Origin of the sequence: Streptococcus sp. HF-1907, assembly GCF_015594605.1 — a bacterium.
Lineage (GTDB): Bacteria > Bacillota > Bacilli > Lactobacillales > Streptococcaceae > Streptococcus.
Genome location: NZ_JADNQT010000019.1, coordinates 1 through 18,947 on the forward strand (window position 1 = coordinate 1; position 18,947 = coordinate 18,947).

An 18,947-nucleotide genomic window follows, 5' to 3' on the forward strand; every position below is an offset into this window, starting at 1 on the left:
AAGCTGTCTAAAGCTCTCTCCTTGCTTTCTCAATTCATATATTTGAACTTTATCTTCATAAGTTAATTTCATTATAAAACACCCCAAAAGTTAGATTTTTTCTGTCTAACTTTTGGGGTGCAGTTCATGACCAGCGCTTTTTGAGTAGGATTATTTCCTAAGTGACGGCAAGTCGGTGTTTCCTTTCTCAATCAACTGAAAGAAGAAATCATCTAGAGGCTGTCTGGTCTTGTAATGCTTAACAACAAAAAGAAATAACCGTCTCTTAACTTTAGCAGGTTAGACGATTATTTCTTAACTATAAACTGAGCTACCGTCTTAAACGGATTTACACTAGGAGTTGTTAGCGCAACTCCTTTTTCTATTTTCATTATAAACGATTGACTAATCTTTAGCACATACTAAACTGTGACAGTATCGTTTCTGCTTTATCATCTACTTCGTCATCTTATCATACATTTTAACTAGCCCCTAATCCATCATCCCAGCCTGCAATTGATACATCTTGTGATAGGTGCCACGCTTAGCCAAAAGCTCTTCGTGACTACCGCTCTCGATGATGCGCCCCTTGTCCAGCACGTAGATGCAGTTGGCATCTTGGATGGTCGATAGGCGGTGGGCAATGGCGATGGTCGTCCGCCCCTTTCGCATCTTGGCCAAGGAATTCTGCACGATTTGCTCAGTCTCTGAGTCGATGTTGGCCGTCGCTTCGTCCAAGATGAGAACTTTGGGTTTACTTGCTACGGTTCTGGCAAAGGCCAATAGCTGGCGCTGACCAGTTGAAAAACTTGAGCCCCGCTCTGAAACAGGTGCATCGTAGCCTTCAGGCAACTTCTGAATGAATTGGTCCGCGTCCACAAACTCCGCTGCCGCTTGCACGTCCTCATCAGAAATATCCTGATACATCTTGATGTTAGACTTGATAGTCCCATGATAGAGGAAAGGATCCTGCAAGACCAGCCCGACATTCTTACGCAATTCTTCCTGAGAATACTGACGGATGTCTTTACCATCAAGCAAGACTTGCCCAGAAGCAAATTCGTAGAAACGCATAAAAACGTTGATGATAGATGATTTTCCTGACCCCGTTGAGCCGACAAAGGCAATGGTTTCACCCTTATTAACCTTGAAAGAGATATTATCTAGTATTGGTCGAGTGCCGTCGTAAGAAAAGCTGACGTTTTTAAACTCAATATTGCCTTCTTGCACCTTAGCTCCGCTATTTTCCTGAAGAGGCTCATAGCCATCCTCGTCAATCAAATCAAAGACGCGACCAGCTGAGACCATGGAAGTCTGCAAGGTAGAGAAATTCTGAGTCACCTCAATCAAGGGGTCAAAGAGGCGGTTGATGTACTGGATGAAGGCGTACATGAGACCCGCCGAAATCCCAATGCTCATACCGCGAAAACCAAAGTAAGTCATCAAAAGGGCATAGGCTAGGAGTTTCAAGAGGGACATGGCAGGGCGGAGAAAGAGACTATCCAGAGCCATGGATTTGTTGGCGTAGACGACGTGTTCGGCATTGATTTCTTCAAATTCAGCCTTGAGACGTTCTTGCTGGTTAAAGGCTTGAACGATGCGGATGCCCTCAATGGATTCTGACAGTTTGGAGTTGATATCACTAAGAAGCGCCCGAGTTTTGGCAATAACAGCCACCGACTTCTTGCGATAAACATTAACCAAAATGAAGATGAAAGGCAAGAAAAGAACAACCAGTCCCGTCAAACGCACATCCAGCATGAGCATGGTGTAAAGGGTCACTGTGAAAATGAAGACCGCTGAAATGAAGCTAGACAGAATCCCCGAAAACATATCAGCGATAGCTTCCGTGTCATTGGTAATCCGCGAAACAATCGACCCCGCAGGCGTTCGGTCAAAGTAAGACATGCCCAAACGCTCCATATTAGCAAAGGCATCACGGCGAATATCGCGCACAATGCTATATGATACCTTAGCAAAATAGAGATTCCCGAAATACTGGATAAAGGTTTGAAGCACATACATGCCGTAATAGCCAATCAAAATCATGACTGCCGTCTGATTGACATTTGTCAAATAATTGTCAATAAAATGTGAGGCAATCAGGGGAATCAAACTTTTGACAACCGTCGTCAACAGAAGCAAGCCCAAAGCAAGGACAGTCAGCCACTTGTAGGGTTTCAAATAAGACATGAGACGCTTGAAGACAGCCCATTGGTTCTTGTTATTGGACATGACTTTCCTCCATTTCTAATTGTTGTGACTCATAAGTGTCAGCGTACCAACCACCTTGGGCAACCAAATCCTCATGGCGACCACGTTCGATAATGTGCCCATCTTGCATAACCAAAATGAGGTCAGCATGGACCACCGCTGACAGACGATGAGCCGAAATGATGGTGGTTTTTGATTGACGGGTTTCTTTCAGATTTTCGATGATGGCGTGCTCAGTCTTGGCATCAACTGCTGATAAAGAATCATCCAAAATCAGAATATCTGGATTGAGAATCATGGCACGACTCATGGCGATACGTTGCTTTTGACCACCAGAGAGGGAAACACCCTTTTCACCAATCAAGGTATTGAAGCCGTCAGGCATGTTTTTAATATCATCATAAACCTGAGATAGTTTGGTCGCTTCTTCTACTGCTTCAAGGCTCAAGTCAGGATTTCCAAAGCGTACATTTTCCAAGATAGATGTGGCAAACAAGAACTGGTCCTGTGGCACATAGCCAATCAAACTCCGCAAATCAGCCAAGCGGTAATCACGAATATCGTGCCCGTTGATCCTAATAGCCCCCTGATTGACATCGTGTTCACGGAGCAAGAGTTTAATCAAGGTCGTCTTACCAGATCCCGTCTGACCAACCAATCCAAGCGTCTGCCCCTTTTCAAGCGCAAAGTGGATATCAGCCAAAGTCTCTTCATTCTCATACTTGAATTGGTCGATATCATATTCCAAGCGACCATTTTCAATGGTCTCTAATGGCTGCGCTGGGTCTTGCACATCAGAGTCTTGCGCAAGGAGATTATTGATACGGTCATAAGAAACTGTCCCGCGCTGCACCAAATTAAAGAGGAAACCTATAGCCATCAAAGGCCAAACCAACATATCAAGGTAGGTCACAAAAGTAACCAGATTTCCAATCGTCACCTGTCCTTTGGAAACCATAAAGGCACCCATAGCCAAGGTCAAGACATAAGAAGCCCCGATAAATAAGAGCACCAAGGGGTCAAACATGACATCGTATTTCATGGTGTGCATGTTCTTTTGAAAGGCCATTTCATTGACTTCTTGGAAGGATTTCATTTCGTCTTCTTGGTAGCCGAAGGATTTGGTTACTTTGATACCTGACACGCTTTCCTGCACTTTATTATTGAGGTCAGAGAAGGCAGCTTGTGATTGACCAAAGGCTTTATGGGTCTTGCGACCAAGTCGACTGGTAGCGTAAGCCATTAGCGGAAGCGGAATAATAGCAATCAAGGTCATCTGCCAAGAAATGGTGAAGAACATGGTAATCAAAGTCGCCAAGGCGGTAATGGAAGCATCGACAGCAGACATGACCCCACCACCAGCAAGACGAGTTAGGGAGTTGATATCGTTGGTAGCATGAGCCATCAAATCACCCGTGCGGTATTTCTGGTAGAAAGACGGCGACATCTTGGTGAAATGGTCAAAGAGACGAAAGCGGACGATTTGCCCCAGACGATAAGATGTCCCCAAGATGTACATGCGCCAGATGTAGCGAAGACCATACATGGCTAACGCTGACAAAATCAGCCATAAGAGCCCCCACAAGAGTTTTGGAGTCGTCAATTTGCCATCTGTTATGGCGTCAATGACATTCCCCATAACTTTGGGTGGAATCAAATTCAAAACCGCCACCAAACTGAGCGATAAGATTCCAATCAGATAACGGCGTTTTTCTTCCTTGAAAAACCACCATAAATTGCGAATAATTGACATGTCGCTAAAAAGCTCCTTTCTAGATCATCTGGAAATCTCCAGACTCATTTGCCCTAACACAAGGACAGAGGCTGAGCAAGCTCACCCTCTGTCCTTGTGTTGAAATAGTTTTATATTTATTTACTTTGATATTTTCCAACGTAGCAAGTTTATCAATGATTAAAATCACTGATAAACGGTAAGTCGCTATAGCGACTTACCTAGCTACCTTACTAATTACAGTTTCAAAATAGTATCGATTTTGAAACCTCTATGTCGTTAGTAGTGCAGACGCAAGCAGCTTCCTTATGATGAATGAGAAAAGCTTCGCTTCCCTATTTCCAACCTCTTACAGTCTCTCGGACTGTTACTCTCTCAAAAATCCCGTTATCAGGGAAAGCTCACTTCGTTCGCCATTCTCAAAAGTGAAGTAAGAATACAATTTACAAAAAATTAATTTTAATATTAGTACATTATACCCCGCCACCCAGGGGGAAGGTCAAGTCAGACGACTTATGATTAAAAGAGTTGACTGATAATCAACTCTTTTGACTACTATTTTTTAGATGAAGGCTAAGCTTTTGGTAAACCCAAAGTGCCAATGGTCCTCCCAAGCTGTTGGTCCAGAGGTCATCAATTTCAAAGACACGATTAGCATCAATAAGAGCATCTAGGACCAACTGCGTGCATTCGATGAAGAGAGACATGATAAATGCTGTCAGCAAAATCTTCCTATATCCTCTCAATTTTGGAAATAGTGCTAGTAGACCCAAAATGAAGGGGAACAAGAGGAGAATATTGACCGCATTTTGTCCCAGAACCCAGAAAATCTGCCACCAGCTCTGCAATTGTCCAAAATGAACAAAGGAATTAAAAGGTGTCAGTAGGACAACCAAGCGACCGTAGTGCTGAATTCCAGGCGTTTCAACCCCATCAATCACATGCTGGGGACCAAAACACATCCAGCAAATCATCAAGGCATAAATCAGAACCAAACCCCAGACCAAGCGGCGACCAGCTGGCTTTAATTCAATCCTGTCATCAATGAAAGTTTTGAACATCTTATTTAGCAGCGCCAGCGATGGCTTTTTGACGGTCACGTTTCATGGTATTTGAACGCAATTGCCCACAAGCAGCATCAATGTCTGTACCATGCTCTTGACGAACAACACAGTTTACGCCATTTTTCTTAAGAACATCATAGAAAGCATCTACGCGTTCTTTAGGGCTACGGCTGTATTGGTCGTGCTCTGAAACTGGGTTGTAAGGAATGAGGTTGACGTAAGACAATTTACGGATTTTCTTAGTCAAATCTGCCAATTCCTGTGCATTTTCAGGCGTGTCATTGACTTCGTTAAGCATGATGTACTCGAAAGTCACGCGACGGTTGGTTGTTTCGATGTAGTACTCGATAGCTGCGAAGAGTTTTTCAAGTGGGAATGAACGGTTGATACGCATGATGCTTGAGCGAAGCTCATTGTTTGGTGCGTGAAGTGAAACGGCAAGGTTAACTTGAACGCCTTCGTTGGCAAAGTCACGGATTTTGTGAGCAAGACCTGATGTTGATACCGTGATGTGACGGGCACCGATGGCAAGTCCATTATCATCATTGACCGTACGCAGGAATTTAAGCACGTTATCATAGTTGTCAAAAGGCTCACCGATACCCATAACAACGATATGGCTGACGCGTTCGCCCTGACCACGTTCATCAAAGTACTTTTGAACCAACATAATTTGGGCAGTGATCTCACCATTGTTCAAGTCACGTTGTTTTTTAATCAAACCGCTGGCGCAGAAAGTACAACCGATGTTGCAACCAACCTGTGTAGTCACACAGACTGACAAACCATAGTGCTGACGCATGAGAACAGTCTCGATGAGCATACCGTCTGGCAATTCAAAAAGGTATTTAACCGTACCATCAGCTGATTCTTGGACGATACGTTGTTTAAGCGGATTAACCACAAAGTTTTCATTCAAAACGGCGATAAAATCTTTTGAGATATTAGTCATTTCTTCAAAAGATTGGACACGTTTTTTGTAAAGCCAATCCCAAATTTGAGTAGCACGGAATTTTTTCTCACCGTGTTCAATAGCCCATTCAATCAACTCATCGCGAGTAAGGCTATAAATAGAAGGTTTGTAATCAGGTGTTTCAGTTTTTCTTGGCATTTTATTTCCTTTATTTTTATTCATTAAAATTAAAAATCAAATTTCTGACATTTTCTTCGCTTCTTTATTCTAGGCTCAGACCTAAAACAATCTACTGAACTATTTTAGTAAGTAGTGCAGACGGAAGAAGAAATTATCCAGTGGATGATTTCTTGAAATCCAAGGAGTTTCATTCCTAATTTTTGAGCCAAAGTCTCAAAAATTTCATCATCAGTGACACTACGGCGAAAATCTCAGTCTCTGCTCACTTCGTTCGCGGAATATCCATAACAAGTTTAATTAGAATCTGTTTCGGGACTAGCATCAATAGCTGAACTAGATTATTTTTCTTTCTTACGAATCACAAAATATTGCTTGGCTGACTTAATCTCACGCGCCTCTTCATTTCGCAACTGACGTTCTTGACGACGTTTATCATCCTTGCGTTTCTTACTTGTGAAATGCTTGTTGGCTGTCGTCTTATTATTAGCACCAACCTGTTTTTGGAAACCTTGCTTTTTAGAACGATTGGATTTTTTACGACGCGGAGATTTCTTTTCTTCAAAAACCACTTCCTTAGGATTAGGATTTTCCAAAACAAAATAAGCGCAGCCAAAATTGCAATATTCCTTGATATAATCTTCCAATCGAGAAATACGACTGGATTTTCTAACCGAGCTGGCATCCTTATAAAAACCACGGAGACGCAGTTGTTCATTGCCCCAATCACCAACAATGTAATCGTATTTTAAAAGGATTTCCGAAAAGCGTTGACCAAAGACAGTAGCGTCAAAGGCATTTTTCTCATTTTCCAAAATCAAAAATTCCAACTCATCACTCTTAACATGATTGTCAAAAGTGACAAATTGCGGGCCAGGATACTTATTGTAATTAAGCATATCCGGTGTAATCTCTTTTCGCATAAATCTCCTTTCCATCCTAATTTATTACGGCTCTAAGTGACCAGTCAAATAATTAGCAACCACTTCTCGCAACAAGTCTGGGAAAAGTAGCTCTGCCTGATGTTGTCTTACCTTATCAAAATAAGAGGCAAAAGCATACTGGTCAACAAGGACTAGATGAAGTTCTTTCTTTTCATCAATAGCCTTTCCATTATACACTATTTTTCCATTTTTGTAAGCAAAGCCCGCCTGTAAAACGTTTCCGAATTGTTTGCCGCGAAAGCCCATGCCTCTTATCTCTTGGTGCGCCAGCAATTGGCCTTTGGTCCAAATATCCTCATAAATATCCGCCAACTCCTTAGCGGTCACGTTCAGCTTAGCTAGGCGCATCTGGTGAGGGAGAGCCGTCTGCAAGCTGGCCTTGGTCAGATTCTTTTCAAAAGGCGTCACCACCAAGCCGGAATTCATGATACAAACATCCGCGTCAGCGTAGCACATCATGGCCTCCATAACCAGCTGGCAAGACTCTGCTAAGCTCAAATCTCGGGGCAAGTCGATGATTTTTTCTTGGGACAAGAGCTGGCGCCCACGCTTATAGGTCTGCTCTATCCAGTCTTGGTCCCGCCAATCACTAGGCATTTGGCTGGTCGCGTGAGCCACAATCGAAGCCTCTTGAAGCTGGTGATTGTCCAAGGTCAAATTGATTTCACCCACATAATAACCGTACTTGTCTGCCGCAGCTAGATAAGTTCCATTAACCACTTCCCCCTCTTCAAAAAGATGGTGGGTATGCGAGCCGATAATCAGGTCAATCTCGGGAAAGTCCCTTGCAATCTGCTCATCATAACGCACCCCAAGATGACTCATGAGAATCCGCACATCAGCTGAAGCCACCTCATCACGCGCCAAATCAGCTTTGAGACAATCCAGAGGATTTTCAACCGTCCAACCATTAGGCTCATAAGTTGCATAATAAGGAAAAGTGTAAGCTAGCAGCGCAATTTTAGTCCCTTGCCTAGTCTCGTAAATGAAATAAGGCTGCGCCCAGTCAGGTTGCTGACGTTTATCTTTAAGATTGCCTAGAATGACTTGAAAATTAGCCTGGTCATAGACCACATCAAGCTCCGCCTTAGCCAGACCAATTCCTTCGTTATTACCAATCGTGGCAAATTGAATTCCAAGTTCATTCATGAGTTCAACATTTGCCCTACCAGCGGTCGCATCGGTCAAGGGATGACTTTTATCTATATTATCTCCTAGATCCAATTTCAACACTTCGATGGTATCAAGCACTTCTGCTTGAAAAAAACGTTTGACCTTGGGGTAATTTTCAAAATGAGAATGCAAATCATTGAGATGTAAAATCCGTAAATATTCTGTCATGCCTTCATTGTAACACTTTCCATTATAATTGTCTGAAATCAGAAAACTCGCTAGTAGCGACTAACGAGTCCTTTTCTATTTAGTTTTTCGCAAATAATCCACAGCCTCTTGAACCGTTTTGACAGGAACAATTTTCATCTTAGTTCCTAGTTTCTTAGCAGCTGCCTTGGCTTCTGCGTAATTGGTTTGAGCTTTTGGATCTGCTTTTTTAACCGCCTTAGAGACAGGATTGTTAGGCACAAAGAAAATTTCTGCTCCCGCCTTAGCAGCTGAAACAACCTTGAGACCAGCCCCGCCAATATCACCAACAGAGCCGTCCTGCTCAATGGTACCAGTCCCTGCAATCTTGCGTCCCTTACGAAGGTCCTCATTGTTGACTTGATCCAAAATATCAAGCGTGAACATGAGACCAGCACTCGGTCCTCCAACACCTTGCGTACTAAAGGTCACATTGCTATCTGATTTGACCTCCGTATGGTCTGTCAAGCCAATCCCAATACCATTTTTACCATTGCTTAGTTTAATAACCTTGCCCGAAGCTGATTTTTTCTTGCCCTCGGTTGTGTATTGGACCGTCACCTTGTCACCAAGTTTGAGACTTGCCACGTATTTAATCAAATCCCCAGAGCTCTTGAAGGTCTTATCATTAACTCCCGTCACCGTATCAGCCAGATGTAAAATCCCCTTGAAGGTGGAATCCTTAGCCAGATTCAAGACATAGACGCCCTTGTAATCAAGACTAGCGTCCTTACCAGCCAAGGTCAAGGCTTGGTAGATAGCACCATTTTGGGAAGTCTCCATGTAAAACTGATTGATACGCATGTAGTCCGCATTGCTATAGCCACCAGTCGTCTCCTCCACGGTTGAAATTTCCGTAAAAGGCGTCAGCCAGCCATAAATTAGCTGTGCCAAGGTTGCTTGACTAACCGACACCGCTACAAAATTATAGGATCCTTTATCCTTATCTTCCTTATTATTAACCGTCAAAACCGAGCGAATATCATAGGCACCGCCAGGCATTTCCAAATAGTAAGGCAGGGGCACAAAGACACTAAATAACAAAAAGACCAAGAGGAAACCACTAAGTAGCCACCACTTAGCCTTCTTAACCCACGCCCAAACCTTATTTTTTTTCTTTTCTTTCGACACTTTCTTCCTCTACTTCCTTTAAAACACTTTGGGGTACAAAGTCCTTAATTGGCGCTCCAAAGTGAATGAGCTCGCGCACACGATTGGACGAGATATGGACAAGGTCAGACCTCGTCCCCAGATAAATCGTTTCAATCTCCTCAGCTAAATATTTATTGAAAAATTCAAGATTAGCTTCATAGCCGAAATCTTGGCTATTGCGCAGTCCACGCACAAAATAGCCAACCCCAAGCTCTCTTGCCAGGTCCACCGCTAATGCATCCTGAGCTACCACTACGCTAACATTGTCCAGGTGGGCGACAGCCTCAATCATCATCCGCTCCCGCACCGCAACATCAAAGTAGCCCTGCTTTTTATAATTGTAAAAAATACCGACATAAAGCTTGTCAAAGAGCTTGCTTGCGCGCTCAATGATGTCCACATGTCCCTTGGTCACAGGGTCAAATGAGCCAGTAAATAAACCAATTTTTGTCATTCGTCATCGTCTCCGTTACAGGCTAGCCATAGGAAAAAGGCTACTGGAATCAAGCCATAAAAGCTGATTGGGGTGAAGCCGTTCGTTAGCCAACTAATCAAAATCGGCAAAAAGCAAATGACCGCTAGTAAAAAGTATAATGGATTTCGTGTTCGCGACAAAGAGCCTACACCCTCGTCATTTTTAAAGTGCGTTCGTCGAACCAGCTCTTCTAAGTTGCGAAGTCGCCACAAAAGATAGATTAAAAGTACCACAATCAGTACAATCATCACCAACTTGATATCCATGTTAACCTCCTAGCGGACGTAAACTGTTACCTTCGAAATCCCATAAACTTTCTGTTTCCAAATACCAAAAGAAGCCACCTCTTCTGGTAAAACAACAGCCTTATCCGTCTCACAAACAATCATGACATCCTCAGACAAGAGTTGCTTCTCGTCCATGACCTCAATCTGTTTGACAATTTCTTCCTTAGCGTAAGGTGGGTCTAAAAGGACCAAATCAAAGGTTCCCGTCACTTGTTCCAAAGCACGATTAGCTTCCATTTTCAAAAGCTTAAATTGCTTGTCGCTCTTGGTCATCTTGATGTTTTCTTGGATAATGGCTTGCGCACGGCGGTCTTTTTCAACCAGCACTGCCTCATCCATACCACGGGAAATAGCCTCAATAGCCAAACTTCCACTACCTGAAAATAAATCAAGGACACGCCCGCCATCAAAGAAGGGACCAATCATATTAAAGATAGCCCCCTTAACCTTATCGGTCGTCGGACGAGTCGTCTTTCCATCCAGCGTCTTCAAAGGACGCCCACCAAATGTTCCTGCTACTACTCTCATATGGACTATTATAGCAAAAAAATGAAAAATTTGGCTTAAATTCCTACGCAAAGGATTTCCTGAAAGGGTTTACAAATCAATGATAAAGTAATATAATATAGTTTGATAAAACAAAATAATTTAGGAGACTTTTTATGAAAAAGAAATGGATGACCCTGCTTGGAACTGGGCTTGCCATCGCTAGCCTATCTTTTGCTAGTCCTAGTCAGGCTACGCCTAATCCGCTAGCACCGACACCTGTTTTAGCAGCGCAAAAAACTGATAAGGCACTCGACAAGGCTAAAAAGGCTGTTGGTACTCTTGAAGATGAGCAGAGCCATGAGGCTTTAGGTGTTGCCAAGGACCGTCTAAAAGATGTCAAAAGCAGCAAAGAAAGGAAAAAGCTCAAAAAACGCATCGATACCGTCCAAGAACTGATTGAGCAAAAAGATCAAGCCACTCAGCTTATTCAAAAGCTAGAAGATGTTGTCCAGACTCTAAAAGATGATGAAACACGCACCAACCTTGACTCAGCCAATGCACAGTTGAAGGTTGTCACTGATAAAATAGCCGAGCTTCAAAAGGAAATCGATAGCTCTAAAACAAACATTGAAAAGAAAGAGCAAGCCCAAAAAGCTATCCAAGAAGCAGAAACAGCTGTCAAGGCACTGGAAGCCGACCATAGCTCTGCCAAACTTGATGATGCTAATCAAAAAGTTTCTGCTCTAACCGATGAAAGTAAAAAATCGGAGCTCCAGAAACGCATTGATGCTGTCAAAGCAGACGTTGAAAAGAAAAAAGATCAAGAAGCCACTGCAAGTGCCGAAGCCGCTGTCGCTAATCTAGAGAAAAATCAATCCCGCGACAATATCACAGATGCTCAAAATAAGGTTAGTGCCCTTACAGACGACAATCAAAAAGCTGCCTTTAACACCCGCATCAGCGCTGTTTCCAATGCAATCAGCGCCCGCGAAGCACAGGAAGCAGCAGCCCAAGCTGCGCAACAAGCCCAAAGTCAAGCGGTGGATCAGCAGCAATCGCAAGTTAATTCCGGTTCTGGATATACTAGAGATTACAGAGGAAGATGGCATCGTTCAAACGGTCAATACGCTTCAAAAGCTGAAATTTCCCAGGCTGGATTACCATGGTAATCAACTAAGTTTAATATCAAATATCATTAAAGATGAGGTCTAACGACTTCATCTTTTTTTAGCTACGCTTCAATTTTCCCTAATTTCATAGAAGCCTACTACCCAATCAGTGGACTCCTTCAACTAAAAAGAGCTGAACATTACGTTCAACTCCCTTCTACTTTTACAAAATATTATCAAATTCTTCGCGAACTTCTTTTGGCCAAACGCTTGATTGCACTTCACCGATGTGTTTTTTACGAAGAAGGAACATAGCCATACGTGATTGACCGATACCGCCACCGATAGTGAGTGGGAAGAGTCCGTTCAAAAGAGCTTTGTGCCATTCCAATTCAAGACGGTCTTCGTCGCCAGTGATTTTAACTTGGCGTTTAAGGGCTTCTTCGTCAACACGGATACCCATTGATGACAATTCAAAAGCAGAGCCAAGCGCTTCGTTCCAAACAATGATGTCACCGTTCAAACCGTGGTAACCATTTTCAGATTCTGTTGTCCAGTCATCGTAGTCAGGAGCGCGACCGTCATGGCGTTCACCGTTAGGCAAGATACCACCGATACCAATCAAGAAGACTGCACCAAATTCTTTAGCAACTGCATTTTCACGCTCTTTTGGTGTCAAGTCTGGGTATTTTTCCACCAATTCTTCGGTGTGAACGAAAGTGATTTTCTTAGGTAAAACTGCTTCGATGTCAAAACGAGCTTCAACAGCCAATTCTGTCAAGCGGATAGCTTTGTAGACTTGTTCAACCGTTTCTTTAAGGTAAGTAATGTCACGACGACCGTTTGGAATGACTTTTTCCCAGTCCCATTGGTCAACGTAGATTGAGTGGATTTGGTCCAAATCTTCTTCGTCAGGACGGAGGGCTTTCATATGAACAAAGAGCCCTTCACCTTCATTGAAACCAAAACGTGCCAAGGTGTGGCGTTTCCATTTAGCCAATGAATGAACCACTTCAAACTGAGCATCAGGAATTTTCTTAACGTGAACAGATACTGGGTTTTCAATACCGTTCAAATTATCTTGCATACCATCCCCGACCCGACTCAAAATCGGACCTTGCACTTCAACGATGTCTAACTTATCAATTAGATACTGAGTAAAAGTATTTTTAACAAAAGAAATCTCCTGTTGTTGATGAATAAAGCTCTTCTTCATATGCTCCTCCTTATGTATTTCAAATATGATAGGGCTATTATACACTTATGAAAAGCAAAAAGAAAGGCTTTTTTGCAAATTTTTTGAATTTTTTCTATATTTTTTGATTTTATTGTCAGATTTTCTAACATGAACTGAATTCTCTAGCCTACAGTAGCTTCAAGAAACGCTTCTGGTCAGGACGAAGCTCATAACCGCACTTTTGATAAAAAGCGTGCGCGCCGCTTCTACTTATCCCTGAATTAACACGTATACCCGCAATATTCGACTGCCTAGCTTGCGCTTCCAAACAAGTTAGCAACTGGCGTCCGAGCCCTCGTCCTTGAAAATGAGCATCGACAGCCAAGGCCATGAGATTCCATAAAGGCTCAAAGTAGAGTGTTTCGTAAAGTTGTGCATGAACGTAGTCCACCACTCTGTCATTCTCCTCAACTACCAAAATGATATGCTGCGGGTCTGCCATGAGTTTTGCTAGTTGTTGTTGCGTTTTTTCTGGCGCAATGTCATAGCCCAGTTCTTGCCGATTTAGGATATGAAGAGCTGGGGCATCGCTTAATCGAACAGGTCGAATCATCCTTCAACTCCTTCTTTACTTTCTCAATCAAGTCTTCTGTCATCCGTCTAGGTCCCCGAACGGTCTTGACCCCATGCTCAGCTAAAAAATCAATAGGGTAGTCATCATCTGCAAACCGCTTAAACAATTTCAACCTCATAAACTTATCCACATCAGGCTTGTCTAAATAGTCACTTTTGTCCACATCTCTTTCCACAACTTGGCAAGCATAGCGGAGCGCTCGGACTGGTGCGGTGATGTAGATGAAGACATAGTCTCCAACAGCGATTTTACCTTTTTGTGTCCAGTCTATAATCTTGTGCGTGGCAAATTCGGTGTCGATGTCATAGAATTTGGGATTGGCGGGGATAATCCAAAATTCAGGACCAGTACTGACCTTATTCTTCGATACTACTAGCTGACGGCTAGCTGCGACTAGGTCGAAAAGCTCTGCGTCTGACAGGCTGTCGTCCAAAACGACGGACACCCATGATTCTTTGGACATGTGATAGGATGGGTAGATGCCGTCTCTTTCTAGCAAGTCATCCAGTTTCTTGGGGTCAACTTTGATATTGACAACTTCGACATCTCGCTCTGCCATTTCTCCCAAAAAATCGCCCAACTTAGCCATCTTGATGGAGAAAATAAGAGCATACCACTTGCCCGCCACACGGAAGGAAGCGTACTGGGGGAACTTAGCAAAGGGATAGTTCAGCTGGTCGTCGTAAGCCTCCTCAAAGTGCTTAACCATGCGGTTTGTCTGGTCTTTGGCAAATGGCAGAGCTTCAAAGCAGGCATCCGCAATGCGCCCCAGAAGCTCCATGTAGCTAGCGCGAACCTGTCCCACATAAGTCCCCAGCTGGCGCTCCACACGCAGGGTCAGGTAGTCCTCACCCAAGGCCAAATCTATAACCCGACCAGAAACCTCACCGCCATTTGAAATGGTGAGAATAGCTTCAAAGTCGCCGTCCATAAACGTTTCTTGATAAGTATAATCCTCGCCAGTTTTGACAAAACCAAATGGAATCAGGCGGTTAAACTGCACGCGCTTTTTCTTGAAAAAATCTGATTCTAAAGACATCGTCTTCCTCCTATTTAGTTTTATTATAGCAGAAAAGCCATCAAGCGATGACTTTTGGGGGAGATTTATTGGTGGAGGAAGCTATCCGAAGCTCGGACGGAGCGTTTCTCAGCTGCAAGAGCTTGTCTGAATGTCGAACGGAGTGTTCTCAACTGCAGGAACTTATCCGAAACTTGGATGGATCGTTTCTTATCGGCGGGAACTTGTCTGAATATCGTACAAGGAAGCTCTTAATTCATTTAATAATCAGAGAGCTCTTCAAGTCATATAAACAGGGATGCAGTAGCTAACTGAGCTTAAACTAACCCAGCAATCTTCTTCCCACCATGGGAGCGAGCTGAACTCACCAGAAAAATTTTCTCCTAACGTAGGAATGACTCTAACTCATCAGAAAAATCTACTCCTAGCGGAGTGAGTTAAACTCGCCAGATAATGCCATTCCTACTGTAGGAGCAGCCTAAACCAACCCACTCCTGTGCTAGGAGTGGGTTGGAGGAAGAATAGCTGTTTTTGTATCTCCTTATTTTACTTACTGAGAGCATACCAAAAACACAGCCTTTCGACTGTGTTCATATTATGCCATTTAATAAGCTTCTCCATCTCATAAATAAGGTTTGCTATCGCGTCATATTGGCTTGGTAGTTGACTTCGACTTTCCTAGTTCAGCTTTTGACATAAGCTATCGGACTTATTTAATAAAAATAGATCTCATTAACTGCAACAACTAAATCTCAAAGATTGAATTCATAAAAAATAGTCCCATCTCTTCGATAGAACTCTAATAGAATTTGGAGGATGTAAAGATCAAAATTTTTAAAAACTATCCATATTTTTTTAAACTCGGTACACTATTTCGTAATTCTAATAACCTACTAAATAATTTTTCGTACAGTAATCTCTGTGGTGGATTTACCCACTACAGAAATTATAAAGCCTGGTTTCCCTAGAATATAGGGCTTTTTTCATTTTGTAAAGACTTTTCCGAGATTTATTTTACACTAACAATATACCAAAAAACACAGCCTCTCGACTGTGCTCTTATTACGCTATTTAGCAAGTTTTTCCATCTCCGCAATCCGCTCAACAGTAGCGTCATACTTAGCTTGGTAATCCAATTGTTTCTCACGTTCTTTTTCGACAACTTCTGGTTTGGCGTTAGCAACAAATCGCTCATTTCCGAGTTTCTTGGCTACCATATCTAGTTCTTTCTGCCATTTGGCGAGTTCTTTGTTGAGGCGGGCGAGCTCTTCTTCTACGTTGAGGAGGTCTGCGAGTGGTAAGAAGATTTCTGCACCTGTGATAACGGCTGACATTGCCAATTCTGGGGCAGAAAGATTGCTTGAGATTTCAAGTGTTTCTGGGTTTGTGAAGCGTTTGATGTAGTTGACGTTGCTGTTAAAGAAGTCTTCAAGCTCTTTATCAGCTGTTTTTATCAAGATTGTGATTGGTTTGCTTGGCGCAACATTCACTTCAGCTCTGCTATTTCGCACAGAACGAATCAAGTCTTTGAGACTTTCCACGCCAGTGTGCGCAGCTTCATTTTCAAAGGCTGGGTTAACCACTGGGTAGTCTGCTGTCACGATTGAGCCGTCCGCATACTGGTCGAAGATTTCTTCGGTTACGAAAGGCATGATTGGGTGGAGGAGGCGAAGGATTTTGTCCAAAGTGTAGAGGAGGACAGAGCGTGTCATGGCTTTTTCGTCCTCATTGTCGCTGTAAAGCACTTCCTTAGTCAATTCAACATACCAGTTGGCAAATTCTTCCCAGATAAAGTTGTAAAGGATATGACCAGCCACACCAAACTCAAACTTGTCAAAGTTTTCAGTGACTTTGCCGATAGTTTCGTTGAGGTTGTGAAGAATCCAGCGGTCCGTCACGTTTCCAGCTTGGCTATTAGCTACTTTGGCAACATTAGCTGACGCTTGCTCAAGCGTGAGCCCTTCATTATTCATGAGGATGTAACGGGAAATGTTCCAAATCTTGTTAATGAAGTTCCAGCTGGCATCCATTTTTTCGTATGAGAAACGCACGTCTTGTCCAGGAGCAGAGCCGTTTGACAAGAACCAGCGCAAGCTATCTGCACCGTATTTCTCAATAACATCCATTGGGTCGATACCGTTACCAAGTGATTTAGACATCTTGCGACCTTGCTCATCACGGATAAGACCGTGAATAAGGACATTTTCAAAGGGACGACGACCAGTGAATTCCAAGGATTGGAAAATCATGCGTGACACCCAGAAGAAGATGATGTCGTAACCAGTGACAAGGGTTGATGTTGGGAAGTAACGTTTGAAGTCTTCTGACTCTTCATCAGGCCAACCCATAGTTGAGAATGGCCAAAGAGCAGAGCTGAACCAAGTGTCCAAGACGTCTTCGTCCTGAGTCCAACCGTCACCTTCAGGAGCTTCTTCACCGACGTAAATTTCACCCTCAGCATTGTACCAAGCAGGGATTTGGTGCCCCCACCAGAGCTGACGTGAGATAACCCAGTCGTGGACATTTTCCATCCATTGAAGGAAAGTATCGTTGAAACGAGGTGGGTAGAAGGTCACCTTGTCGTCGGTTTCTTGGTTGGCAATGGCATTCTTAGCCAACTCATCCATCTTAACGAACCATTGAGTTGACAAGCGAGGCTCAACCACAACACCTGTACGTTCTGAGTGACCAACTGAGTGTGTCATTGGTTCAATCTTGATAAGGGCACCAAGTTCTTCCAATTTAGCCACAACAGCTTTGCGGGCTTCAAAACGATCCATACCCTTAAATTCACCAGCAAGTTCGTTCATGGTACCATCGTCGTTCATAACGTTGACTTGTGGGAGGTTGTGACGTTGACCAACGAGGAAGTCGTTAGGGTCATGTGCAGGCGTGATTTTAACCACACCAGTTCCGAATTCTGGGTCTGCGTGTTCATCACCGACGATTGGGATAGCCTTGTTAACGATTGGAAGGATAACATTTTTACCAATCAAATTTTTGTAACGGTCATCATTTGGGTTAACTGCGACGGCAACATCACCAAACATGGTCTCTGGACGAGTTGTTGCCACCTCTAAAGCGCGCGAGCCATCTTCCAACATATAATTCATATGGTAGAAAGCCCCCTCAACATCTTTGTGGATGACTTCAATGTCTGAAAGGGCTGTACGGGCTTTAGGATCCCAGTTGATAATGAACTCACCGCGGTAAATCCAGCCCTTTTCGTAGAGTTTGACGAAAACCTTGCGGACCGCTTTTGACAATCCTTCATCAAGGGTGAAACGTTCACGTGAGTAATCAACAGAGATGCCCATTTTGCCCCACTGCTCCTTGATAGTTGAAGCATATTCGTCTTTCCATTCCCAGACTTTATCGAGGAATTTGTCACGACCAAGGTCGTACCTAGAGACGCCAGATTCCGCAAGACGAGCCTCTACCTTAGCTTGGGTCGCAATCCCGGCATGGTCCATACCTGGCAACCAAAGCGTGTCAAAACCTTGCATGCGCTTCTGACGAATAATAATATCTTGCAAAGTCGTATCCCAAGCGTGACCAAGGTGTAACTTACCAGTTACATTTGGTGGTGGAATAACGATAGAATAAGGGTGTGCCTTCTTGTCGCCTGAAGGCTTGAAAACATCCGCATCAAGCCATTTTTGGTAACGACCAGCCTCAACCTCGGCTGGATTGTATTTAGGTGAAAGTTCTTTAGACATGTGTGTTCTCCTTTTATCTATGATATCCCAAATCAGCGGGATTAGAATCTCCTGAAATTTTCCTAATTTCTCCCCCAGATTTTTCAAAATTTTCACGTTGTTTAGTTACTTTGCCTATCAATTCAATAGTTTCAGAATTTTTGATATTCTTCTGATTGTACTGTCCTTTTGACCAATATTGAATTGCAATATTACTGTCTCCACAAATAACATTTGCTTGAATCCGTTCCGCGATTTTCATAGCAAAGAATAGTGCTAATAATTCTCCATGATTATTTGTTAATCCCTCTTTTAAAATTGCTATTCCACTTTCCTCATCAACGCTTTCAACACCATACAGGCTAGTAGAATATTCTGATAAATCTAAACTTAAAAGTAATGGAGTTTTTGATTCGTCCAAAACATTTACTTTAGTTTGTTCTCTATCGTTATTACCGTTATAACCAATCGTACTTGCATCAAAATAGATTATTTTTTCATTCATTATCTACACCCCTAAATATTA

General features: G+C 43.0%; 15 protein-coding genes and 2 pseudogenes. 1 reads left to right on the forward strand and 16 read right to left on the reverse strand.

Annotation, left to right across the window (positions count from 1 at the left end; translation table 11 throughout):
• From IYQ92_RS08900 to rsmD, 11 genes and pseudogenes are all read right to left on the reverse strand, one after another.
• A pseudogene (locus IYQ92_RS08900) lies at positions 1 to 72 on the reverse strand (transposase); the annotation flags it as partial.
• 399 nt (positions 73 to 471) lie between these two features.
• Positions 472 to 2,214 carry an ABC transporter ATP-binding protein gene (locus IYQ92_RS08905; RefSeq protein WP_195676321.1) on the reverse strand — a complete coding sequence of 581 codons (1,743 nt, stop codon included), beginning with the start codon at positions 2,212 to 2,214 and terminating at the stop codon, positions 472 to 474.
• Complete coding sequence (locus IYQ92_RS08910) at positions 2,204 to 3,946, reverse strand: ABC transporter ATP-binding protein (protein ID WP_195676322.1); 1,743 nt, start codon at positions 3,944 to 3,946, stop codon at positions 2,204 to 2,206. The genes IYQ92_RS08905 and IYQ92_RS08910 overlap by 11 nt, the downstream gene beginning before the upstream one ends.
• 518 nt (positions 3,947 to 4,464) lie before the next feature.
• Positions 4,465 to 4,986: a VanZ family protein gene (locus tag IYQ92_RS08915; protein WP_195676323.1), complete on the reverse strand. Its 522-nt coding sequence runs from the start codon at positions 4,984 to 4,986 to the stop codon at positions 4,465 to 4,467.
• 1 nt (position 4,987) lies between these two features.
• Positions 4,988 to 6,100: a 23S rRNA (adenine(2503)-C(2))-methyltransferase RlmN gene (rlmN, locus tag IYQ92_RS08920; RefSeq protein ID WP_195676324.1), complete on the reverse strand. Its 1,113-nt coding sequence runs from the start codon at positions 6,098 to 6,100 to the stop codon at positions 4,988 to 4,990.
• 320 nt (positions 6,101 to 6,420) lie between these two features.
• Complete coding sequence (locus tag IYQ92_RS08925) at positions 6,421 to 7,002, reverse strand: YutD family protein (RefSeq protein WP_195676325.1); 582 nt, start codon at positions 7,000 to 7,002, stop codon at positions 6,421 to 6,423.
• Positions 7,003 to 7,026: 24 nt separating this feature from the next.
• On the reverse strand, positions 7,027 to 8,364 hold the full coding sequence (locus IYQ92_RS08930) for a bifunctional metallophosphatase/5'-nucleotidase (protein ID WP_195676326.1): 1,338 nt from the start codon (positions 8,362 to 8,364) through the stop codon (positions 7,027 to 7,029).
• Positions 8,365 to 8,439: 75 nt separating this feature from the next.
• Complete coding sequence (locus IYQ92_RS08935) at positions 8,440 to 9,513, reverse strand: SepM family pheromone-processing serine protease (RefSeq protein ID WP_324253079.1); 1,074 nt, start codon at positions 9,511 to 9,513, stop codon at positions 8,440 to 8,442.
• The gene (gene coaD / locus IYQ92_RS08940) at positions 9,488 to 9,988 is read right to left on the reverse strand and encodes a pantetheine-phosphate adenylyltransferase (RefSeq protein ID WP_195676327.1); all 501 of its coding nucleotides are present in this window, start codon (positions 9,986 to 9,988) and stop codon (positions 9,488 to 9,490) included. The genes IYQ92_RS08935 and coaD overlap by 26 nt, the downstream gene beginning before the upstream one ends.
• The gene (locus IYQ92_RS08945) at positions 9,985 to 10,275 is read right to left on the reverse strand and encodes a hypothetical protein (protein WP_195676328.1); all 291 of its coding nucleotides are present in this window, start codon (positions 10,273 to 10,275) and stop codon (positions 9,985 to 9,987) included. The genes coaD and IYQ92_RS08945 overlap by 4 nt, the downstream gene beginning before the upstream one ends.
• A 9-nt stretch (positions 10,276 to 10,284) precedes the next feature.
• Positions 10,285 to 10,824 carry a 16S rRNA (guanine(966)-N(2))-methyltransferase RsmD gene (gene rsmD, locus IYQ92_RS08950; RefSeq protein ID WP_195676329.1) on the reverse strand — a complete coding sequence of 180 codons (540 nt, stop codon included), beginning with the start codon at positions 10,822 to 10,824 and terminating at the stop codon, positions 10,285 to 10,287.
• A gap of 134 nt (positions 10,825 to 10,958) precedes the next feature.
• Between rsmD and IYQ92_RS08955 the strand changes: the two genes are divergently transcribed.
• Entirely contained in the window at positions 10,959 to 11,954 is a 996-nt protein-coding gene (locus IYQ92_RS08955) for a hypothetical protein (protein WP_195676330.1), read from the forward strand.
• 163 nt (positions 11,955 to 12,117) lie between these two features.
• Here IYQ92_RS08955 and asnA read toward each other — a convergent pair whose 3' ends face one another.
• The 5 genes and pseudogenes from asnA to IYQ92_RS08980 form a co-directional block, all read right to left on the reverse strand.
• A complete protein-coding gene (gene asnA, locus IYQ92_RS08960) occupies positions 12,118 to 13,110 on the reverse strand; it encodes an aspartate--ammonia ligase (RefSeq protein WP_195676331.1) in 993 nt (330 codons plus the stop codon).
• Between the two features lie 148 nt (positions 13,111 to 13,258).
• Positions 13,259 to 13,684: a GNAT family N-acetyltransferase gene (locus IYQ92_RS08965; RefSeq protein ID WP_195676332.1), complete on the reverse strand. Its 426-nt coding sequence runs from the start codon at positions 13,682 to 13,684 to the stop codon at positions 13,259 to 13,261.
• A 4-nt stretch (positions 13,685 to 13,688) separates the two neighbouring features.
• A pseudogene (locus IYQ92_RS08970) lies at positions 13,689 to 14,744 on the reverse strand (MmcQ/YjbR family DNA-binding protein); the annotation flags it as partial.
• A 1,046-nt stretch (positions 14,745 to 15,790) separates the two neighbouring features.
• A complete protein-coding gene (locus IYQ92_RS08975) occupies positions 15,791 to 18,442 on the reverse strand; it encodes a valine--tRNA ligase (RefSeq protein ID WP_195676334.1) in 2,652 nt (883 codons plus the stop codon).
• A gap of 13 nt (positions 18,443 to 18,455) precedes the next feature.
• Positions 18,456 to 18,926 (reverse strand): hypothetical protein, encoded by a 471-nt coding sequence (locus tag IYQ92_RS08980; RefSeq protein ID WP_195676335.1) that lies wholly within the window; start codon positions 18,924 to 18,926, stop codon positions 18,456 to 18,458.
• Positions 18,927 to 18,947 lie beyond the last annotated feature (21 nt).